General features: G+C 62.1%; 13 protein-coding genes and 2 pseudogenes. 9 read left to right on the top strand and 6 right to left on the bottom strand.

The window, feature by feature from the left end:
• Positions 1-5: 5 nt before the first annotated feature.
• Positions 6-1,034 carry a glycoside hydrolase family protein gene (locus tag ABDJ38_RS15015; protein WP_346785936.1) on the top strand — a complete coding sequence of 343 codons (1,029 nt, stop codon included), beginning with the start codon at positions 6-8 and terminating at the stop codon, positions 1,032-1,034.
• A 7-nt stretch (positions 1,035-1,041) separates the two neighbouring features.
• On the opposite strand, the gene ABDJ38_RS15010 is transcribed toward ABDJ38_RS15015, so the two are convergent.
• The 3 genes from ABDJ38_RS15010 to ABDJ38_RS15000 all read right to left on the bottom strand — a co-directional run bounded on the left by ABDJ38_RS15010 (position 1,042) and on the right by ABDJ38_RS15000 (position 4,043).
• The gene (locus ABDJ38_RS15010; RefSeq protein WP_346785935.1) at positions 1,042-2,376 is read right to left on the bottom strand and encodes a hypothetical protein; all 1,335 of its coding nucleotides are present in this window, start codon (positions 2,374-2,376) and stop codon (positions 1,042-1,044) included.
• Positions 2,373-3,512 (bottom strand): glycoside hydrolase family protein, encoded by a 1,140-nt coding sequence (locus tag ABDJ38_RS15005; RefSeq protein ID WP_346785934.1) that lies wholly within the window; start codon positions 3,510-3,512, stop codon positions 2,373-2,375. Before ABDJ38_RS15005 ends, ABDJ38_RS15010 begins: the two co-directional genes overlap by 4 nt.
• 249 nt (positions 3,513-3,761) lie before the next feature.
• Positions 3,762-4,043, bottom strand: a complete 282-nt coding sequence (locus tag ABDJ38_RS15000) for a hypothetical protein (protein ID WP_346785957.1) — start codon at positions 4,041-4,043, stop codon at positions 3,762-3,764.
• Here ABDJ38_RS15000 and ABDJ38_RS14995 point away from each other — a divergent pair.
• The 7 genes and pseudogenes from ABDJ38_RS14995 (at position 3,936) to ABDJ38_RS14965 (ending at position 15,037) form a co-directional block, all read left to right on the top strand.
• A pseudogene (locus ABDJ38_RS14995) lies at positions 3,936-5,289 on the top strand (IS1182 family transposase). The gene ABDJ38_RS15000 and the pseudogene ABDJ38_RS14995 overlap by 108 nt on opposite strands.
• Before the next feature lie 924 nt (positions 5,290-6,213).
• Complete coding sequence (locus ABDJ38_RS14990; protein WP_346785933.1) at positions 6,214-8,130, top strand: TonB-dependent receptor plug domain-containing protein; 1,917 nt, start codon at positions 6,214-6,216, stop codon at positions 8,128-8,130.
• A 29-nt stretch (positions 8,131-8,159) separates the two neighbouring features.
• Positions 8,160-9,326, top strand: coding sequence for a PepSY-associated TM helix domain-containing protein (locus ABDJ38_RS14985; RefSeq protein WP_346785932.1), 1,167 nt, complete (start codon positions 8,160-8,162; stop codon positions 9,324-9,326).
• Positions 9,326-9,904 carry a hypothetical protein gene (locus tag ABDJ38_RS14980; RefSeq protein ID WP_346785931.1) on the top strand — a complete coding sequence of 193 codons (579 nt, stop codon included), beginning with the start codon at positions 9,326-9,328 and terminating at the stop codon, positions 9,902-9,904. Before ABDJ38_RS14985 ends, ABDJ38_RS14980 begins: the two co-directional genes overlap by 1 nt.
• On the top strand, positions 9,901-10,521 hold the full coding sequence (locus tag ABDJ38_RS14975) for a MotA/TolQ/ExbB proton channel family protein (RefSeq protein ID WP_346785930.1): 621 nt from the start codon (positions 9,901-9,903) through the stop codon (positions 10,519-10,521). The genes ABDJ38_RS14980 and ABDJ38_RS14975 overlap by 4 nt, the downstream gene beginning before the upstream one ends.
• Positions 10,521-10,883 (top strand): DUF2149 domain-containing protein, encoded by a 363-nt coding sequence (locus tag ABDJ38_RS14970; protein WP_346785929.1) that lies wholly within the window; start codon positions 10,521-10,523, stop codon positions 10,881-10,883. The genes ABDJ38_RS14975 and ABDJ38_RS14970 overlap by 1 nt, the downstream gene beginning before the upstream one ends.
• 8 nt (positions 10,884-10,891) lie before the next feature.
• Positions 10,892-15,037, top strand: coding sequence for a cobaltochelatase subunit CobN (locus ABDJ38_RS14965; protein WP_346785928.1), 4,146 nt, complete (start codon positions 10,892-10,894; stop codon positions 15,035-15,037).
• Here the strand turns inward: ABDJ38_RS14965 and ABDJ38_RS14960 are convergent.
• Positions 15,020-15,361 (bottom strand): hypothetical protein, encoded by a 342-nt coding sequence (locus tag ABDJ38_RS14960; protein ID WP_346785927.1) that lies wholly within the window; start codon positions 15,359-15,361, stop codon positions 15,020-15,022. The two genes, ABDJ38_RS14965 and ABDJ38_RS14960, sit on opposite strands and share 18 nt — an antisense overlap.
• Positions 15,362-15,391: 30 nt before the next feature.
• Between ABDJ38_RS14960 and ABDJ38_RS14955 the strand changes: the two are divergent.
• Positions 15,392-15,750: pseudogene (locus tag ABDJ38_RS14955) on the top strand (IS5 family transposase); the annotation flags it as partial.
• Between the two features lie 630 nt (positions 15,751-16,380).
• Here ABDJ38_RS14955 and ABDJ38_RS14950 read toward each other — a convergent pair.
• A complete protein-coding gene (locus ABDJ38_RS14950; protein ID WP_346785926.1) occupies positions 16,381-18,036 on the bottom strand; it encodes a phospholipase D family protein in 1,656 nt (551 codons plus the stop codon).
• Complete coding sequence (locus tag ABDJ38_RS14945) at positions 17,973-19,397, bottom strand: dihydrolipoyl dehydrogenase (RefSeq protein WP_346785925.1); 1,425 nt, start codon at positions 19,395-19,397, stop codon at positions 17,973-17,975. Before ABDJ38_RS14945 ends, ABDJ38_RS14950 begins: the two co-directional genes overlap by 64 nt.
• Positions 19,398-19,401 lie beyond the last annotated feature (4 nt).

Genomic DNA, 19,401 nt, shown 5'->3' with positions numbered 1-19,401 from the left:
ACTTCATGGCCGGTACACTGGCAACCGGCGCAGCAATTGTTGGCCCAGGCGGAAGAAGCCTGGCCCAAGACCGTGCTGAGGCACCGGTCACTACCGCCTCGGAGGCAGAACTGTGGCCAACGACCGAACTGTGCGGCTCCGACTGCCCGCCAGTGTGGGCCGAGCGGCTGTTCAACCGACCGATCATCACACCCCATATGGACAGCCGGATGGGCAGCAACATCAACGGCCCCAGCCTGATCCGCGTGCCCGATTGGGTGCCTGACCGGCTCGGATGCTATTACCTTTATTTTTCGCATCACCGCGGTTCCTATATCCGAATGGCCTATGCCGACCATCTGGCCGGCCCCTGGACCACTCACGAACCGGGTGTGCTCGACATCACTAATACGGGGTTTGCCGATCATATCGCCTCGCCAGATGTAGTGGTGGACGAGGCCAGTCGCAGCTTCAGGATGTATTTCCACGGCGTGGTGCCCGGCACCCGGACGCAAAAAACCGCAGTCGCGCTATCCAGCGATGGGCTGACTTTCTCGCAATACGGCGGAGTAGCGATGGACTGGTACGCCCGCGCCTTCAATTATCGCGGCGCGGTTCATGCGCTAACGATGCCGGGCGTGCTGTTCCGGTCCAATACCGGACTAGGGGCGTTCGAACGCGGCCCCTCGCTGTTCCCCGACAACACGCGCCACAGCGCAGTGCGGGTCGAGAATCAGCGGTTGCAGGTGTTTTACACCAATCGCGGCGACAACCCGGAATCGGTCTTCTATCGCGAGATAAACATGGCCGGCGACTGGGCCGACTGGAGCACTGGCCCGGCAAAGCTGATCCTGTCGCCCGAGCGTGATTACGAAGGCGCCAACATCGCGCCCGCAGCGTCAGGCCTGGGGCCCGCCACCAGCCCACTTCACCAGTTGCGCGACCCGGCGATCTTCAGCGAACAAGGCCGCGACTACCTGATCTATTCGGTGGCCGGCGAGATGGGGCTGGCGATCGCGCAATTGCACGGCCTGCGCTCCCCGACCGCAAGGTAGGAGCCTTTCAAGCTATTCCGAAGCGCCCGACCGTTTCCTCAATCACCGCGCGATGGGCCTCGACCACAGGCAGAAGCAACCCGGCATCCACCGTTTCGATCCCGTCGCCGGGCACGTGGCACCAGCGGTGCACACCCAACCCGGCAAAGGCGCGGCGATAGCCGTGATCGATAAAGGTCGACAATTCCCCAGCTCCGCCCAGTATCTCGAGCGGATCCTTGTAGCCCGAAATATCCGCAAAGGCGCGGCGACAGGTATCGAGCATTTCCCCTGAAGCCATCAGCACCCGGCGCGGATCGGCAGTATCCATCATGCCCAGCTGCCGCACACCCAGCCCAAGCCGGTCACGCGTGGCGAGGCCGGCACCAAGGTGCGTCCAGATCACCGTATCCTGAGCCGGTGGAGCTTCTGCGAGCGCCAGATGAGACCCCTTGAAGTCGAATTCGTGCCCGCCATTGTTCATCGCGAAAATCGAATGATCGGGAAAGCGCACGCTGGCCCAGCGCACCAGTTCGAGAAAGGCCGCCGTCCCCGGCGCCCTCTCGCCAACCGCCTGAAACCAGCCCGAGCGCGGGGTGGAAAAGGCCAGCCACTTTGGCCCCGCTCGGCGTGTGGCGATGATGTTGCAACTGGTTGCATCGCTGGCATCGCCGACCAGTTCGATCTCAAGCAACTGTTCTTCGGCAATCGCTTTAGAGACCGGCGGGAAGTCCTTCGGCGCAATCAGGGCGAGCGGCACATCAACCAGCGGGTCGAGCTTGGTGTTGAGCGCAATCACCTCCCCGGTCGGGCCGTTGGTCACCAACACGATGGCCTGCGCACCGGCGCGGACCGCAGCCTGCACCAGCGGCATGACAGGTGGATTGAACAGCGCCGCATGGCGGGCATGGGGCAGGTCGATGAAGGCAATCTTTCCGGCCACCTGCGGGGCGTGGAATTCGTCGCGCATCAAAGCGCCGTGCGCCCGCAGCCCGCCCACACGCGTGGGTACCACGACCGGCTGGGGAAACACCGGAACTACAATTTCCGGAGTACGGACCTCGGCCACATCCGCGAGAAAAGATGGAACCGAAAAGTCCAGCTTGCGCACTTCCATCCCCAGCGAGTCGAGCCGTTGAGCGATCCACCGCGCCGCATCAAGGTCGCCCTTTCCACCTGAAATCTTGCTGCCGAAGGACGCATGAATGCGCAGGTCTTCGTCGAGCTGGCGCAGCAGGTCGCCCGGCGCGGCGAGCCCTTCAGGAATACGATAGACCGGAGCGGCATGCGCCTCCCTGTCCGCCAGAGCCATCGAGCCAATCACTCCCAGCCCGGTTTCAATTACTTCACGCCTGGTGCTCATCTCGTTGGTGCCTTTTCGGTGTGCTCGTCCCGGTTGACACTTTCGCCCTCGAAGTGGAGCTGCGCCATTGCGATGCCCCGCTCACCCCGAACGGTGTAATAGAGATATACCGCCAGCCCATCGTCCAGGATCGCCGGATCGCGCAGAGCGTTGACCTCGCCATAGGCCATCCCGCCTACCGATGCCGTGGCGGGCAAGTCGGCCCCTTCCCAATTTTCCTGCGCGCGCATGACCTCCTCGGACGGACCTGCCGTCCATTCGCTCCAGTGCGGCCGCAGGTCTACCTGAGCATGCATTATCCGTTCGGGATCATCGCCCACCTTCGAATAGAACACATGTAGCCGGTCTCCCCGGTGAAGCAGCGCGGCATGACGCATCTCGTCGAGGATGCGCGGGCCAGGCAGCACAGGCATCAACCCGTCTTGCGCGCGAAAAAAGCGTCCACTGCGAAGCCATGCGGGATAGGCCCCCTCCTTGTCCGCCATGGCCAAACCATAACGAACGCCCCGATGAGAAAACACGCGCATATAGGGCGCCGAAAAGCCTCCTGAGAGCGGCTCGAACCTCAACCCGTCACTCGATTGAGCCACGAAGCTTTCCTGACGATAGGGCCGCCCGCCAAAATCCTGCCCCGGCATCTCGACCGGGCCGTGGAAATAGAGCAGCAAGCGCCGATTGGCTTCGTCCACCACCACTTCAGGTGAGGCAATGTGGTGCAATGCGGTGGTCTGTTCCAACCGAAGCGTTCGGCCGGGATGCACGGTCCACGGTCCGGCGGGATGATCGGCATAGGCCAACCGAATGTAGTCGCCGCGATGATGTGCGAAATACATGTAATAGCGGCCGAGGCGCCCCTCGATCCAGTCGGGGACGCGGATGACGGCGGGGCCGTTGATATTCTCGCCCAGCTCCCCCTCCAGGCCGGCCATGCCTGGACGAATGACGGGACCGCTGCCCAACCGCTCCACCTTGATGGACCGCGAAAGTCCCGTCACTTGCGGAAGAACATCAAGCGTTTTCGGCGCACACCCCATCAAAGTGGCAAGTGCTGCATTCATGACCAATTGGCGCATCGTCCACCGGCGTTTTTTGCTAGCTTCTTTTATGACGCCGAGCCATTTCAAATTCCTGCTCATCCAACACCTTTTCGAGTACTTTTTCTCGAATTAACGCCTCCATTTTAACAGATTTTACACGGCTCAATGCCAAAGATTCTTAGTATACCCTTTCTTGAATCGAGAAGAGTGTAGATCACGAGGTCCCTCGACGCCTCTTCAGCCTATGTCGCAGTCCCTCAGCGCGTCGATATGCCGGAAAGCCACTGACGCTGACGAAACCCGTTATCTGATCCAGTACGGATGCGACTGAATGTGGCGGCATAGCTGTCAGGCTCTCCATCCTTTACGGATGACCGCTTCGAGGCGCTCGGGCTGGACGCCGGAATGACCTAGAATAGGGCGTATTCCGTTGAAAAACTCTCGCTTGCGGTCGGTGTGAAGTCCTGATTCAATCTTCGCAGGCAAGCGGAGATCAGGCTGATGATAGGCGAGCGGACGGTGATGCAGGGGGCGCTGTTCTACAGCTTCCGTATCGAGGACCACGTGCCGGGCGATCACCTGCTGCGCGCGATCGACCGGTTCGTCGATCTGTCTGGTACCCGTGAGCATCTGAAAGCCGTTCTACAGCGAGACCGGGCGACCCTCGATCGATCCCGAGTTGATGATCCGGATGCTGATCATCGGCTATTGCATGGGCATCCGCTCGGAGAGGCGGCTGTGCGAAGAGGTCCACCTGAACCTCGCCTATCGCTGGTTCTGTCGTCTCGATCTCGACGGCGCTGTGCCCGATCACTCGACCTTCTCGAAGAACCGGCACGGCCGCTTCCGCGACAGCGATCTGCTACGCAAGGTTTTCGAGCTGACCGTCGAGCGCTGCATGGCCGAAGGGTTGGTGGGCGCCGAGGGGTTCGCGGTCGATGCCAGCCTGATCCGCGCCGATGTTCACCGCCAGCGTTCGGTGCCGGGCGAGGAAGGTCTTCCGTCCGAAGCGGCGGGCCGCGCGGTTGCCGAGTATCTCGAAGTGCTCGACGATGCCGCGTTCGGCGGATCGACCCCGGTCACGCCCAAGCGGATCAACCTGACCGATCCTGCTGCACGCTGGACCGCGGCCACGCGTGAGCGGGCCTTCTACGCCTACAGCACCAATTACCTGATCGATATCGACCACGCGGTGATCGTCGATGTCGAAGCGACTACCGCAATCAGGCAGGCCGAGGTCTTCGCCCAGCGGCGGATGATCGAGCGGACGCAGGATCGCTTCGACCTGTGGCCCGAGAAGCTCGTCGCCGATACCGCTTATGGCTCGGCCCCGAACCTGGCCTGGCTGGTCGAGGATCGAGGCATTGAGCCGCACATCCCGGTGTTCGAAAAATCCGCGCGCAACAACGGCACCTTCGAGCGATCCGCCTTCATCTACGACCATGAGAATGACAGCTATGTCTGCCCGGGTGGCAATCGGCTGCGACGGTCCAATCGCAACTTTAGCACCCCGCGCAGCGGGATCGATAAGGACGGATCAATCCGTTACCGCGCCCGGCAGCAGGACTGTCAGGCTTGCGCCCTGCGGCAGCGTTGCACACCCAACATGCCTGCGCGCAAAGTAACCCGGTCGGTCCACGAAGGGGCACGCGATCTGACCCGCGAGATCACCACCAGCGATGCTTTCCTCGTATCAAGTCGCCAGCGGAAGAAAGTCGAGATGCTGTTCGCTCACCTCAAACGCATCCTGAAGCTGGACCGCTTGCGCCTGCGCGGTCCCAATGGAGCAAAAGATGAGTTCCACCTCGTCGCCGCAGCCCAAAACCTACGCAAGCTCGCCAAGATGCGGCCGATGCCAGGCCTCGCACCCGCCTGAGCCAAACGGCAGGGCCGCTCGCCCCCTGTCAGCTGCGAGTGCCCAACCATTCCAGCGGCGACTTCTTCAACAGAATAGGGTGGAGAGCCGTCATTGCGCTACGCGAACGTGATTGCTTCAACGCAACTGAGCTAGGTCTCCAGCGCGAATGAGAGTTTTAGCGTGATAAAATGCGAACAAGCCCGCGAGAGTAAACGAAATGAGCGCGAGCGATGTGAGTCTATTCCACCAAATGCTCTCCGCAGGTGTGGCCCATTCTGCTTTTGAGCGGCGAAAGACGCCTGCTACGATTATCCAAAGCACCCAATTGGCTGCGATGAACGGAAAGAGCGGAACTTGCGGATAGACGAGAGGGGTGAGCGCCATGGTAGCTGATGCGGTCAAGCAAAGCCCGACAGCTATGGCGAAGTTCAGGAATGTGACGATGCTGCGCAAGTTCACTAACCCTATTGCTTTGAGAGCACTTTAGTCTTTCAGCCAATGTCCGCTCTTGCCTAAACCCGTCATTGCCAATTGGTCGAGCCGACTGCCAATAAAGCGCCCTAATTCCAGACTTCCAAAGTGTCACCGTTGTGACCTAAGAGCAGCCGGTCTTCAGTGCATGGAGCGGTTTGGCATCATGCCTATGTGAGCGAACAACAAACGATCAGCCAACCGAACTTCTGCCCGACCTTCGAGCTGCGCGCCTTGAACTGATCCACTTCGGGAAAGGCCAAGGTTGTGTTCTCCGGACATCGCTGCTTGTAACGCAGCTGTAACCCGCTTGTTGCCGTAAATAACCTTATTCGGTCGTGCGGCTCCTGCCATTGCCGCGCAATCGAGAGGGGCTTCCACAACTGACACTTACTGGCGCTTGGGTCGTTTTGAGGTCGCGCAGGGCAGTTCCCTTCCTCTCGTGCAGGTTCGAGAACAGAAAGAGTTATCATGAGGAAGTCCGTTACGGTTGCGCCGCTGTGCGCCATTGGCCTGATGCTGCCCGCAATCGCGCATGCTCAGACGACCACCGGCATTAACGAAGCCGCAGACAAGAACGACGAGCGGATCGTCGTTACCGCCAACCGCACGCCTGTCTCGCTCGATCAGGTCGGCCAGAGCGTTACGGTTCTGACCGAGGCCCAGATCGAGGCGAGCCAGCAGATCGGCGTTACCGAACTGATTGCGCAGACCCCAGGCGTGCAGTTCCGCCGCAACGGCGGTCGCGGCACAGCGACCTCGGTCTACATCCGCGGTGCCGACAGCGGGCAGACGCTGATCCTTTACGATGGCGTGCACCTGCACGATCCTTCGACCACCGACGGCGGTGCTTCGCTGACGGACGTGACCACCGGCGGTATCGGCCGGATCGAGATCCTGCGCGGCACCCAGTCGGTGCTTTACGGCAGCCAGGCGATCGGCGGCGTGATCAACATCATCTCGAAGGCGCCGAGCAAGCCCTTCGAGGCGCAGTTCCAGGCCGAGGCGGGCGAACTCGACAGCTACCTGATGAATGTCGGCGTGGGCGGCAAGAGTGGCGGCCTGACCTGGACGACCGGCGGCAACTACTCCACCTCGGACGGCGTCTCTGCCTACGCCACCGGCACCGAGCGTGACGGATATGAGAACGTCTCACTCAACGGCCGCGTCAACTATGCGTTCTCGGACGATGTCTCGCTCGACCTGCGCACGTTCTATTCCGATGGCGACGTCGAATACGACGCGTTCAATGGCGATGCTGCCAACCGCGGCCTGAGCGAAAGCTGGCTCGGTTATGCCGGCTTCAACTTCACACTGTTCGACCGGCTTGCCAATCGCATCTCCTATGGCCGGACCCAGATCAGCCGCGTCAACCTGAGCGAGGCCGATCCGATCAACCCGGTCGAGACCTTCGATGCGAGCGGGCGCAGCGACCGGTTCGAATATCAAGGCACCTTCGACATCTCGGAAGGCAACTTCGTGGTGTTCGGAGTGGAATATGCCGAGAACGCGTTCGATAGCTCCTCGGCTGCCGTTACCGTGGGCGACGATACGCTCGGCTTCTATGGCAACATCACCGTCGAGCCGATCGAAGGGCTGACCTTGACCGGCGGTGTGCGCCATGAGGATCACAGCAACTTCGGCGGCGCCACGGTGGGCGCGGCCTCGGTTGCCTATACGCCCAACGGCGGCAACACAGTGCTGCGCGCCAGCTACTCGGAAGGGTTCAAGGCACCGGGCCTGTTCCAACTCTATGCTGCCGGTTACGGCACGCCCGACCTGCAGCCCGAGGAAGCGAAAAGCTGGGAAGTGGGCGGCGAACATTTCTTCGGCGACATGTTCCGTGTTTCGGCAGTCTACTTCAACCGAGAGACCGAAAACCTCGTCGCCTATGTGAGCTGTGTGGCGATTCCTGACAATCCGCGCTGCTCTTCCGATCCTAGCCTGTTCGGCATCTACCAGAACCAGGGGCAGGTCGACGCAGAAGGGCTCGAATTGGGCGCCGGGCTCGATCTCGGCGGTTTCAGCCTGTCGACGAACTACACCTATCTCGATGCCAAGGTTGCGACGCCGGGCGATCCCAACATCGGCAAGCAGCTGGTGCGCCGCGCCAAGGACACCTTCAACACCACCGCCAGCTATACCGCACCTTCCGGCCTCAGCCTGGCGAGCACCGTGACTTTCGTCGGCGATCACTTCAACAATGCGGCGAACACGCAAGTCGTGCCGGGTTACACCACGGTAGACCTGCGCGCCTCCTATCCGATCACAGATATGGTGGAAATCTACGCCCGCGTCGAAAACCTGTTCGACGAGGAATACCAGACCATCCTTAACTACGGCTCGCCGCCGCAGATGGTCTATGGCGGGGTGCGGGTGCGTCTGTGACGTACCGCATTAGCTGAATGCGAAAGGCATTGCTGATCGCCCACCGGTGGTTCGGTTTGATCGTCGCTCTCGCGGTGGTCATTACCGGGCTCACTGGTGCGGTGATCCCCTATCAGGACCATATCCGCTCGCTTGTCGCGGGCGAGGTATGGGATGTCTCGCCGCCGGTGCCCGGCGCGCCCGTCCTGTCGGGCCTCGAGCTGAAGCGCATCGTTGAGGAAGAGACCGGCGGCGCGGTCAGCTTCATCCAGTTAGTGCCCGACGCCGATCACGCATCATCGGTGTTCGTCAGCGCCCAGACCGGCGAGCCGCCGCTGCCGTTCCAGCAATATTTCCTAGATCCCTACACCGGCGACATCCGCGCGCGGGTAAAGTTCGCTGAACTAAGCGACGGCCCAATCAATATCGCTCCGTTCCTTGTCTCTGTGCATTACAGTCTTGCCGCCGGGCAGACGGGTCGGCTGATCCTCGGGGTGGTGGCCCTCGCCTGGCTGCTGCTCTCGATCGCCGGCCTGGTGCTGACCTTTTCGCGCAGGCGCAGCCCTTCGTTCTGGCGGCACTGGGGGCGTGCATGGCGCCTTCGCCGCAGGGGCGCGCACAAGGTTCGCCTTTGCGACTTTCACCGCGCTACTGGCCTCTGGTTAGCGCCGCTGACCTTCGTGTTCACATGGTCTGCCGTGGCGTTCAATCTTGATGCCGTCCATGAGCCGGTCCAGCGTATGCTGGGGGCGCAAGGATTGTACGAACCGGTCGACAACCCCGCTCCTGATGCTGGCCAGGCGATGCCCCCGGAGCGAGCAGAAGAGGTTGGCGCAAGGCTGATGCAGGCGCAGGCAGATCAACGCGGCTTCACGGTGCGCGGCCCCGAGGCGCTGAGCTTTCGGCCCTATGCCAATGTGATAGGCTACTACGCGCGGACCAGTCTCGATGGGCCGACCGAAACCGGCTCGACCGCTGTCTGGTTCGATCAGGCTTCCGGCCGACTGATCGAATTTCGCCAGCAATTTGGCGAGACGAGCGCCGATGCGTTCGATAAGTCGCTGCGCCTTCTTCATACGGGCGAAATGTTCGGTGAGGGCTACAAGCTGGTGATCAGCCTGTTCGGCCTCATCGTTGCCGCGACCGCGCTTGCAGGCGTGTTTCTATGGCTGAGAAATAGCAGGCGGTCTGCGCCAAGCCCGATGGGCGAGGATTGATGCTGTCGATTGCCGTATCGCTGATCTGGATGCTTGCGCTCATCGCGGCGGCCATGCACCTGCGCGATGGCGGGCGGACGCTTTCGTCGGCTCTGTGGGCGGCGCTCGGCTTTGCGCTTATATTGCCGTGCGCACTTTGGCTATCGCCGCAACCGAACTGGATTGCGGTTCTTGTAACGATGGGGGCGATCTGGCGGCTGATCGCGGATGGCGGATCGCGCCTCGGGCCGCTGCTGGCAGGGGCAAGCGCAGGTCTGGCCGCGGCTCTGGTTGCCACGGCCGGGATCCAGACATGGATTGCCGGCTCGCTTAGCGCCGCAGCACTGATCGTGGCCTTCACTCTGCAAACGGGACGTGGCTCGGCGAAGTGGCGCGATGAACAGTTGATGATAGCTGTCGCCCTGATCCTGCCTGTTATCGGGCTGTCGGGAGACATCGTTTATGGCTGGCAGTCGGCCGGAATGCTGGGCGAAGGCTCGGCCTCCGGGGCTTCTGTGGATCCGCCGCTATGGGCCTTGGCAATCGTGGGTCTGGCTTTGGCGGCTGGCCTTGTGAGAGGGATTTGGACAAGCAAATGAATTTCGGAGATATTCTCGAACAGGGCCTATTTGCGCTCGGCCAGGTGCTGCGCCTGCCGGTGTTCATCCTGCTGTGGGTCTGTGTAGCGGCGACGCTCTATTACGCGGCCAGCTACCTTGTGATTGCGGTGCGCAGGCGCAGGGACAGAGCCGGTTTCGATCTGAAGGCTTGGCTTCAAAGCGGTCGCGTGCTCGATACAGAATTGGCACGGCGCGAGGAACTGCCAGGGACGCTGGGCGCTATGCTGACCGAGATTCAGGCGCTCGATGCGGGCAAGGCATTGCACCATGGCGGGCTCGAAAACGTCGTCGCCGAATACGAGGAACAGCTGCGCCACGGCCTCGATGGTCCGCGCGCGCTGGTGAAGATCGGCCCGAGCCTCGGCCTCATCGGCACGCTGATCCCGATGGGCACCTCGCTGGCCGCGATGGCGGGCGGCAATCTCGGCGCGATGGCCGGGCAGATGGTGGTGGCCTTCACCAGCACGATCATCGGCCTTGCCACCGGCACCGTCGCCTATGGCCTCGTGGCGCTGCGGCAGGGCTGGGTCAGCGCGTCGATCCGCGAGCAGCGCTATCTGGCCGAAGTTGTCGCTGCCGAGATGGAGAACCGCTGATGGGCCGCTTCATCAAGCTAGCCGCCCCTGACGAGCCTGCCGAGGAAGATCCGCTGGCTGGCGTTGCCAACCTGTTCGATGCCTCCATCGTGTTCATCGTCGGGCTGATGATCACGCTGTTCTCGGTTTACAACATGGGCGACCTGATGAGCGGCGAAGGCACCGTGACCATGATCAAGACCGACGAGAACGGGATGCAGGAGATCGTCGTCAAGGAAGCCGAGACGATCACCGCCTACAAGGTGACGGGCGAGGAAGGTTCGGGCGATGGCGAGCGGCTCGGCTCGGCCTATCGGCTGGCGAATGGCCAGATCATCTATGTTCCCGATGGAGAGACGCCCGAAGATGCAGCCAGCAGGTGAGCAGGTTCTTGCGCCAGCTCCTTAACACCATTCGGCTCCTCTGGGCGCTGCTTGCCCTGCCCGCCTCGCTGGCGGCGCAGGAGGAGGCTGGCGACACCCCAGTGATCCAGCTCGGCTACCTGTTTTCCGATGGACAGACGCCGGGCACGGTAGCGGCGTTGCGCGCATTGTTCGAGGAGCGGCCCGACCTCAAGGATCGGATCGAAATCCGCATCCTCACCGAAAGCTCGTTTGCCGACACCGACGCTGCCGCGTTCCGGGAGAACGACGTGCTGGTGTTCGACACGATGAACCAGCAGATGCTCGACCAGTTCGACGACCAGAACGATGCCGATCTGCTCGCCGAAACGGGCCGTGTACTCGGCGTGGGTGTGGGCATTCAGGGCGAAGGCTACTACACCGAATTGGGCGTTGAATGGGACGCGCGCGCGCGCGCCTATTGGAAGCATGGCGGGCCGTCGAACCAGTTGGGACTGCTTAAGCTGGCGCTGCAACGAGCGGGGATCGAAGGTCTGGAATTGCCCGAGCCGCAATTGTCGCTCGATTTCGGCTACTACTACCCCGATGGCGGCACGGGCCGCGTATTTGCCGATTGGGACGCGTTCCACCAGTGGCGCGCCGACAATGGCAAGCTGAAGCCGGGGGCGCCGCGGGTCGCGGTCGGCTTCTTTAAGGCGAATTACTACTCGGGCGACATGGCGCTGATCGACGCGGTGATCGCCGATATCGAAGCGCAGGGCGCCGAGGCGGTGCCGATCTTCGGCTATCCGGGCGCGGTGGCCTTCCGCGAACTGCTGGGCACCGGCGAGGATGTTCGCGCCGATGTCGGACTCGGCCTCTCATTCCAGTTCAACGATGCCGAGGCGGCGAAACTGCTCGAAGAGGTCGGTATTCCGGTCATCAACGTCATAAGCCTCTATGGCCGCAGCGAGGAAGACTGGCGCACTTCGCCCACCGGGCTATCGGCTTTCGAGGGCACTTTCAATCTCGCTTCGCCCGAACTTGCGGGCACGGTCGCGCCGACCGTGGTCGGCACCAAGGAACGGGTGAACGATGCGGTGACCGGCCTGTCGTCGGTCGTCACGAGGCCCATCGCAGAACGGGTCGACATGGCGGTGCGCCGCGCGCTCAACTTTGCCGACCTCTCCCGCACTGCCAATGCCGACAAGCGCGTTGCGATCATGTATTATAGCTATCCGCCGGGCCGCGCCGGGATCGCGGCCAGCTATCTCAACGTGGCGGAATCGCTCGAACGGATCATGCAGCGCCTCGCGGAAGAAGGTTACGACATCGGCGGCGAACCACCCAGTGCCGATGCGATCCTTGCCGATATCACCAGCCGGGCGCGCAACGTCGGCTCTGATGCGCCGGGTGAATTGGCCGAACTCATCGCGCTCGGTGGCGCCCAGCGCGTGCCCTTGGCACAGTATGTGGAATGGCTGGACCAGCTCTCTCCCTCGCTCAAGGAAAAAATGCTGGCCGACTGGGGCTATCCCGCTGACAGCAAGCTGATGACCGAGCACCTTGGCGAGCAGGCAAACCTGATCGTCCCCGCGCTCAAATACGGCAATATTCGCCTGATGCCGCAACCCTCGCGCGCCTGGGGCGAAGACCTCGAAATGCTTTATCACGCGCAGAACCTTGCGCCGAGCCACCAGTATTACGCCGCCTATGCCTGGGTGCGCGAAGCGTTCGACGCCCATGCGGTGGTGCACGTCGGCACCCATGGCACGCTCGAATGGCTCGATGGTCGCGATGCGGGCCTTGGTCCTGACGATGCACCCGATGCCATGATCGGCGACCTGCCCGATGCCTATATCTACAACGTCGATGTGGTGGGCGAAGGTCTGGTCGCGCGTCGTCGCGGCATGGCGACGCTCATCGATCACATGGTGCCGCCCTTCGTGCGCGGGGAGCTCACCGAAGACCTCGCGCGGCTCAGCGAGCTGATGAACGACCACATCCAGAACGAGAGCAAGAACCCCGAACTGGCTGAGATTTACGCGAGGCAGGCACGCGATCTCGCCATCGAGCTGGGTATCGCCAAGGATCTCGATCTCGATCCAGCTGCGCAGTGGTCCGACGAGGAACTGCACCGGGTCGAGGATTACATGATCGAGCTACGTGGACAGATCATCCCCTATGGTCTGCACGCCTTCGGCCGCACCCCTGCGCCCGAGGCGGTGGACAGCACGGTTGAAGCGATCCTCAGCATCGACCGTTCGGCGCTGCCAGATGCCGTCACCATTTTCGGCGAGGAGATGGAGGGCCGCATCCTCGCCTCCGGCCCGCGCGAGCTCGACGGCCTGATGCTGGCGCTCGCAGGGCGTTTCGTTCCGGCCGGAAAGGGTGGCGAACCGGTCCGTAATCCAGACAGCTATCCCACCGGAGCCAACTTCTACGGCATCGACCCCGACAAGATCCCCAAGCCTGCGGCGTGGGAAATGGGCAGCAAACTGGCCCAGCAGATGCTCGACGACCACTTGGCCGAGAACGGGCGATACCCCGAAAAGATTTCCTTCGTGATCTGGGGTGACGAAACCATGCGCCACGAGGGCGTGCTGGAAAGCCAGATATTCTACATGCTCGGTACCAAGCCCGTATGGGACGCGCGCGGCCGGGTGGTCGACGTGGAGGTCATCCCGCATGAGGAATTGGGCCGACCGCGCGTCGATATCGTGATCGCCTCGACCGCCGCCGGCCTGTTCGGTGGACTCACTCGCCTGATGGACAAGGCGGTGCAGGAAGTGCGCGTGCTCGACGAGCCGGATAACCAGGTCCGACAGCACTATCTTGAGATCAAGCAGGCGCTGATCGAAAGCGGCGTGCCCGAGGCCGAGGCCGATCAGATGGCTGGCGTGCGCATCTTCGACGAGCCGCCGGGCACCTTCAATCTCAACACCTCGGACATCGTGGCCACCAGCGGATCGTGGGACAGCGACGCGGGATTTGCCAACGAGTATATCCGCAAGATGGGCCATGCCTATGGCAACGGCTACTGGGGCCAGCCCATGCCCGATGTCTTCGCGCTCAACCTCTCGGGCACCGAGAAGATCGTCCACTCTAACTCGACTATGCTCTACGGCACGCTCGATAACGACGACATGTTCATGTACATGGGCGGTCTCTCCTCCGCGATCCGCAGCATCGACGGGGCTGATCCCGATCTCGTCATCACCGACACGCGCGACCCGGGCAATCCGGCGATGATCGGGCTGGAACAGTTCATCGGCCGCGAATTCCGCTCGCGCTATGTCAATGGCAAATGGATCAGGGGCATGCAGGCCGAAGGCTATGCCGGTGCCGGGGCCATGCGCGAATTCGTCGAATACCTTTGGGGATGGGAAGCGACGACGACCGAGATCATCGACGATTCCTTGTGGAACCAGACCTACGAAACCTATGTGCTCGACAGCCAGAATCTCGGCATGAAGCAGTGGTTCGACGAAAATTCGCCCTATGCCTATCAGGACATCACCGCGCGGATGATCGAGACTATCCGCAAGGACTACTGGAACGCCGACGAAGATACCCGCGCGACACTGGTGCGCGAGTATCTGGAAAATGTCGCGGAGCATGGGGTGAACTGCACCTCGGTCTCCTGCGGCAATGGCCGGATGCTCGAATATGTCTATGCCGAGGCCGAGCGCATGGGCGTGGCCGTAGAGCTGCGTGAGCAGACGCGCGCTGCCTTCGAGGCCGCGATGGGTCGCCCCATTGCGGAAGCCGCCACCGAGCTTGCTGCTTTCGCCGTCAGCAACGATGCGCGCGAAGAGGCGACGCGCGACCAGCGACGCGAGCTGGTTTCGCGCTTGCCTTCGCCTGCCGCGCCTGTTTCAGCGAGCGTAGCAGCGCCCGAGGCACCTGCCGGGCGCGCGCCATCAGAGGCCCCGCCAGTGTCTGGCGCGGAGCCGGGTGACGCTACGGCTGCTCCTGCGAGTGAGAGCGTTGAACCTATAGATCAGCCGCCGCTGACGGGACAGGTCATGTCGGAGGAAGTGCGGTCGCAACAGCCTGAGATGCCCGAGCAGCCGAAGCTTGCGTCGATGTCGCTGCAGGATTTTATACTGGCTTTCGGCCTGTTCCTCTTCGCGCTGCTGGGATGGAACTTTGCCAATAGACGGCGCGGAACAGGATCACCCGCTTCCGCTTAGGAGGGCAAACTGCGCGGTCGAACTGGTGACCGAGCCATGCCCGCCGTCGCCGGTAATCACATAGTCACTCCAGGCGAGGCCGAGCGTAGCACCATTCCAGGCGATATAGGCGCCGATGGAGTCGGCGGGCCCGTGGCTGATACGTCGGGGCTCACCAGTCGGTGCAAGCGCGCCATCGCCAGCCGCAAACAACTGGAGATAGACCTCCTGATTTCCGTCGCGCTCATCGAACCAGGTTAGCGCGGCCACGCCTTCGGGGCCGATTTGCAGGTCCGGGTAGAGCGATGCGTGGCCGTCTGGAGGCGTGAGGGTTGAAGTTTGCACTTCGTCACCTGTGATTGTGAGCAGACGCACCACCGCACGGCTTCCAGCCTTGGGGTAGAAAAGGGGGCCTCGGCCGCCTGATCGGGCGGACCAAGGGCGGCATGAACACCAAGCTTCACGCCGTCACCGACGCCAACGGCCGCCCTTTGAGCTTCTTTATCACGGCAGGGCAAATCAGCGATTACACCGGCGCGGCAGCCCTGCTCGATGATCTACCCAAGGCGCAGTGGATGCTGGCTGACCGGGGCTATGACGCCGAATGGTTCAGGGATGCGCTCGAGCAAAAGGGCATCACGCCCTGCATTCCGGGCCTCAAATCCCGTTCTTTTCCCGTCAAATACGACAAGCGCCGATACAAACGCCGAAACCGCATCGAGATCATGTTCGGAGCATTTGCGAAGCCATAAATCTGAGATGCGAGTGCCACGGGGGCATTTGGTCCATTCGTGCCCCGAGCTAGCAAAGACCGAAGGATATCCAATCCGGGTATGCTTCCGCTCTGCGGCAAAAGCTCTTCGATAAGCAGAAGGGTCAACATCGATTTGAGACCGGCAAGAGCAAAGCGCTCCCAGAACTCGGCCAACGATAGTCCGAGAAAGACATCGCGGCGCTGCAGCAGCGATGTGGATTGCTCGTGCAACGGCTGCATGGGGCCTCCTTGGTAAAGGAGGTCCGCATAAGAAGGAGATCATAACATCATCATGACAGCCGCCATGCATGTTGGCTCAACACGCTGGACGATACAGTTTGTTGCAGCTGAATGGCTGCCATGGGAGTAATGCCCAGGCCGACTGGATGTCGGGGCTTGAACCCGCAAAGCCGACACGCCGGTCTCCCCAGATAACGTCCGCTATCCCAATCTGCGCTGCCGAAAGGAGACGTTCCGGATCGTCCCCGATTGCTGCTGCTCGGCGATTTCGACGTCCGCTTTCGGGGATATGCCCGGAGTGCTCGAATGACTGAAATTAGGGCGCTTGGCGGACATCTAAGTGCAGTTGAGCAACGGTCGCTTTCCGCCCTCAAAGCAGCCGCGCGATAGGCAGGCGCCTGGCGATACCGACGATTAATCGATCGAGCGCGGTCATGCCGGGCTCTGCATCGAGCTCCAGGCTCACGTCCTCTGCAACGAACTTCCAGCGCAATTCGCCGTCGGCACCCATCACGACTTCGCAAACCGGCCCCTTCACCGCCTCCTCCAGTCGATCGGCAACCCTTGTCGCGAATGCCGGACTTTCGATCACGAAGCCGAGCTCGGTATTCAGTTCGTAAGACCTGGGGTCGAGATTGAATGACCCGACGAAAAGCCTTTCCCGGTCAACCGTAAAGGTCTTGGCGTGCAACGTCGTCACGCCCGACCGCAAGGCCGCGGTGGATCCGGTGCCCGTGCCGCGAAACCGCTTGGCGATACCGACGTGATTGGTCTTCTGGGCTGTACCCGGGGAAGTAGGCCATGGCTGAATCTCGAGAAGCCGTACTCCGGCGGAGACGAGCCGCTTCCGATGGGGTGCGTAACCGGCATGTACCAGGCCCACGTCGCTGGCGGCATAGCCGTTGGTCAGGATCGTGATCGAAATCCCCGAGGCTGCAAGATCGGCGAAAGTTTCCGCTCCCTGCGCTCCCGGCACGAAGTAGCCGGAAACAAGGCCGATCTCGCGTCTGACAGGGCCCATCAGGCCTTGAAGGTTCGTCAGCAGCAAGTCCCGCTGTTCAGCCTTGCCCAGGGTTTTTGCCGGATCGTCGCTTACCAAGCGGACCTCGGCCCACTCCAGAGCCAGCGCCCCATTGCGCAGATCGTCGACGAGCGACAACTCGTTCAGCCGCCCGATATAGCGACGCGCGGAATCATCGCGTGAAACAGCGGCGGCCCGCTTGGCAAGTTTGCGTCGTTGCGATGCTCGCACTCGCGGCAGGATCTGGTGCGCCGGATATGCCGACTGGCTGTCCCAATACCGTTGGAAATCTTCCTCTACGGCAGCCACAGCCGGGCCGATTGCGAGGACATCAAGATCGACAAACATCGCTTCGTCATCGGCATCGAAATATTCATCGCCGATATTGCGTCCGCCGACAATGGTCACGCTGCCGTCTACCGTAAGGCTCTTGTTGTGCATGCGCCTGTTGAGACGCTTGAAGTCGAACAGGAAACCAAGTGCCTTGGGAAACCGAATAGCGAAGGGATTGAATATCCGGATCTCTACACCGGGGTGCTGGTCGAGCGCGGCCAGCGCCGTATCGAGCCCTGAGATGCCGTTGTCGTCCAGCAGCATGCGGACCTTCACGCCACGCTCGGCAGCCTCGTGGATGGCCTGCAGCAACAGCGTGCCGGTCCGATCACCGTGCCAGATGTAATATTGCACATCGAGCCGACTTTCGGCCGCCTTCACCAAAGCCAGCCGCGCAGCGCATGCGTCGATACCGCTTTCGAGAAGATGGAGCCCGGAAAGATTCGGATGGTCCTTGGTCTGCCGCCTTGCAGCCGCAGCAAGCGATGTGCCGGAGGCATCGGGCAATTCCTTGCCAGCCGCGACCTTGCGGGCCGGCAACCGGCTTGCATTTCGAAGCGCGAAAAAGGAGAGAGTTACCGCAAGCCCGGCGAGAAGGCGCAGTCCCCTCATGACCCCGGGGGCACGCCCTTGTCCTGATCGTCTGGGAGCGGGATTGGCGTGGCCGCGCATATCGTCCTCAGCGCGCTTTTGAGGCCTTCTTCCACGGTTGGGTGATAAAAGGGTCGTTCAAGCATTTCGCTAGCGGTCATTCCGGTGTCGATAGCCCAGGCGAGCATATGCGCAAGATGCTCGCCTGCCGGGGCGAACAGGTCCGCGCCGATCAGGCGGCCATCGGGCGCGGCAGCGTAAAGCGTCAAGACACCGCGATTGCGAGCCTCCACTCGGGCGCGGCCCTGATCGGAAAAATCGACTGTTCCCGTTATCGCTCCATCGTCTTCGGCGCTGCCGATCGTCGCAAGGGCGGGATGGGTAAAGGTGATTGCAAAGGGCACATACCGGTCGGTCTTGATCGCTGCGGGGAAGCGGGCAGCGTTACGACCGGCAATTGCGCCGTCGTGCGATGCTTCATGCAGCAGCGGCAAGTCCGCCGCCACGTCCCCGGCGAGGAAGATCGCGCTGTCGCCGCAGCGCATCGTCGCGCGGTCATGGCACGGCACGCCGTGTTCATCGCAGTCCAGCCCGGCCTTGTCGATATCGAGACCTTCGAGGGCAGGCGGTCGCCCCATGGCGGCAAGAACGAGGTCGAAATGCTCCTCGCCGTTTTCGTTTCCACCTCCGTTCGCCGACCAGCGTATGGTGACACCCTCTTCGGACAGCTCGGGCTCGACATCGCAGCCAAGATGGACGCTCAGTTCGCTCTCGACCGTTTCGAGCAGCGCGCGATGCACGCGCTGGCAGCGCACCTTGGCCAAGGTGTCGGCGCGGTCGAACAAGGCGACCTCCACCCCGAGGCGCGCGAAGGCTTGCGCCAGTTCGAGGCCAATCGGGCCGCTGCCGACCACGGCCAGGCGGCGAGGCAAATCCTCGATCTCGAAGATGCTTTCGTGGGTGAGCGCGCGCGAGCCGAGCCGGGCATAGGCGGGTGGAAGCCTGGCCTCCCCGCCAGTGGCGATCACGATCGCTTTTGCCTCGATCTCGCGCCCATCGGCAAGAGCCAGCCGGTTCGGACCGAGAAAGCGCGCGCGGCTCTCGATCATGATGCCGTCGGGAATATTATCGAAGCCTTCCCGGGTGAGCCGGGCGAAGCGGTCGCGTTCGGACCGGACCCGGCGCATGACGGCAGGCCCGTCGATTTCGATGTCGCCGACTATAATGCCGAAGGTATCGGCCCGTTCGATACGATGCGCTTCTTCCGCAGCGGCGATCAGCAACTTCGAGGGCATGCAGCCAGTGGTCGCGCACAAGGTCCCCGCGAAATGCGGGTCGATCAGCAAAGTGGTCGCACCGTTGTTGCGCGCCGCACGTTCCGCCGCCAGCCCCGCTGTGCCGGCGCCGATCACAGCGACATCGCATTTCAAACTGTCCGTCATTCAC

This window comes from Aurantiacibacter flavus (assembly GCF_039710615.1).
Lineage (GTDB): Bacteria > Pseudomonadota > Alphaproteobacteria > Sphingomonadales > Sphingomonadaceae > Alteraurantiacibacter > Alteraurantiacibacter flavus.
The sequence above is the reverse complement of the archived record's forward strand: the minus strand, read 5'-3'. Positions and strand labels throughout refer to the sequence as shown.

What these genes read in the sequence shown, in the direction of transcription:
- ABDJ38_RS15015 (WP_346785936.1), top strand. Translation starts at nt 6, where the DNA reads ATGGCCGGTACACTGGCAACCGGCGCAGCAATTGTTGGCCCAGGCGGA.
- ABDJ38_RS15010 (WP_346785935.1), bottom strand. Translation starts at nt 2,376, where the DNA reads ATGAGCACCAGGCGTGAAGTAATTGAAACCGGGCTGGGAGTGATTGGC.
- ABDJ38_RS15005 (WP_346785934.1), bottom strand. Translation starts at nt 3,512, where the DNA reads ATGAGCAGGAATTTGAAATGGCTCGGCGTCATAAAAGAAGCTAGCAAA.
- ABDJ38_RS15000 (WP_346785957.1), bottom strand. Translation starts at nt 4,043, where the DNA reads ATGCTCACGGGTACCAGACAGATCGACGAACCGGTCGATCGCGCGCAG.
- ABDJ38_RS14990 (WP_346785933.1), top strand. Translation starts at nt 6,214, where the DNA reads ATGAGGAAGTCCGTTACGGTTGCGCCGCTGTGCGCCATTGGCCTGATG.
- ABDJ38_RS14980 (WP_346785931.1), top strand. Translation starts at nt 9,326, where the DNA reads ATGCTGTCGATTGCCGTATCGCTGATCTGGATGCTTGCGCTCATCGCG.
- ABDJ38_RS14975 (WP_346785930.1), top strand. Translation starts at nt 9,901, where the DNA reads ATGAATTTCGGAGATATTCTCGAACAGGGCCTATTTGCGCTCGGCCAG.
- ABDJ38_RS14970 (WP_346785929.1), top strand. Translation starts at nt 10,521, where the DNA reads ATGGGCCGCTTCATCAAGCTAGCCGCCCCTGACGAGCCTGCCGAGGAA.
- ABDJ38_RS14950 (WP_346785926.1), bottom strand. Translation starts at nt 18,036, where the DNA reads ATGCGCGGCCACGCCAATCCCGCTCCCAGACGATCAGGACAAGGGCGT.
- ABDJ38_RS14945 (WP_346785925.1), bottom strand. Translation starts at nt 19,397, where the DNA reads ATGACGGACAGTTTGAAATGCGATGTCGCTGTGATCGGCGCCGGCACA.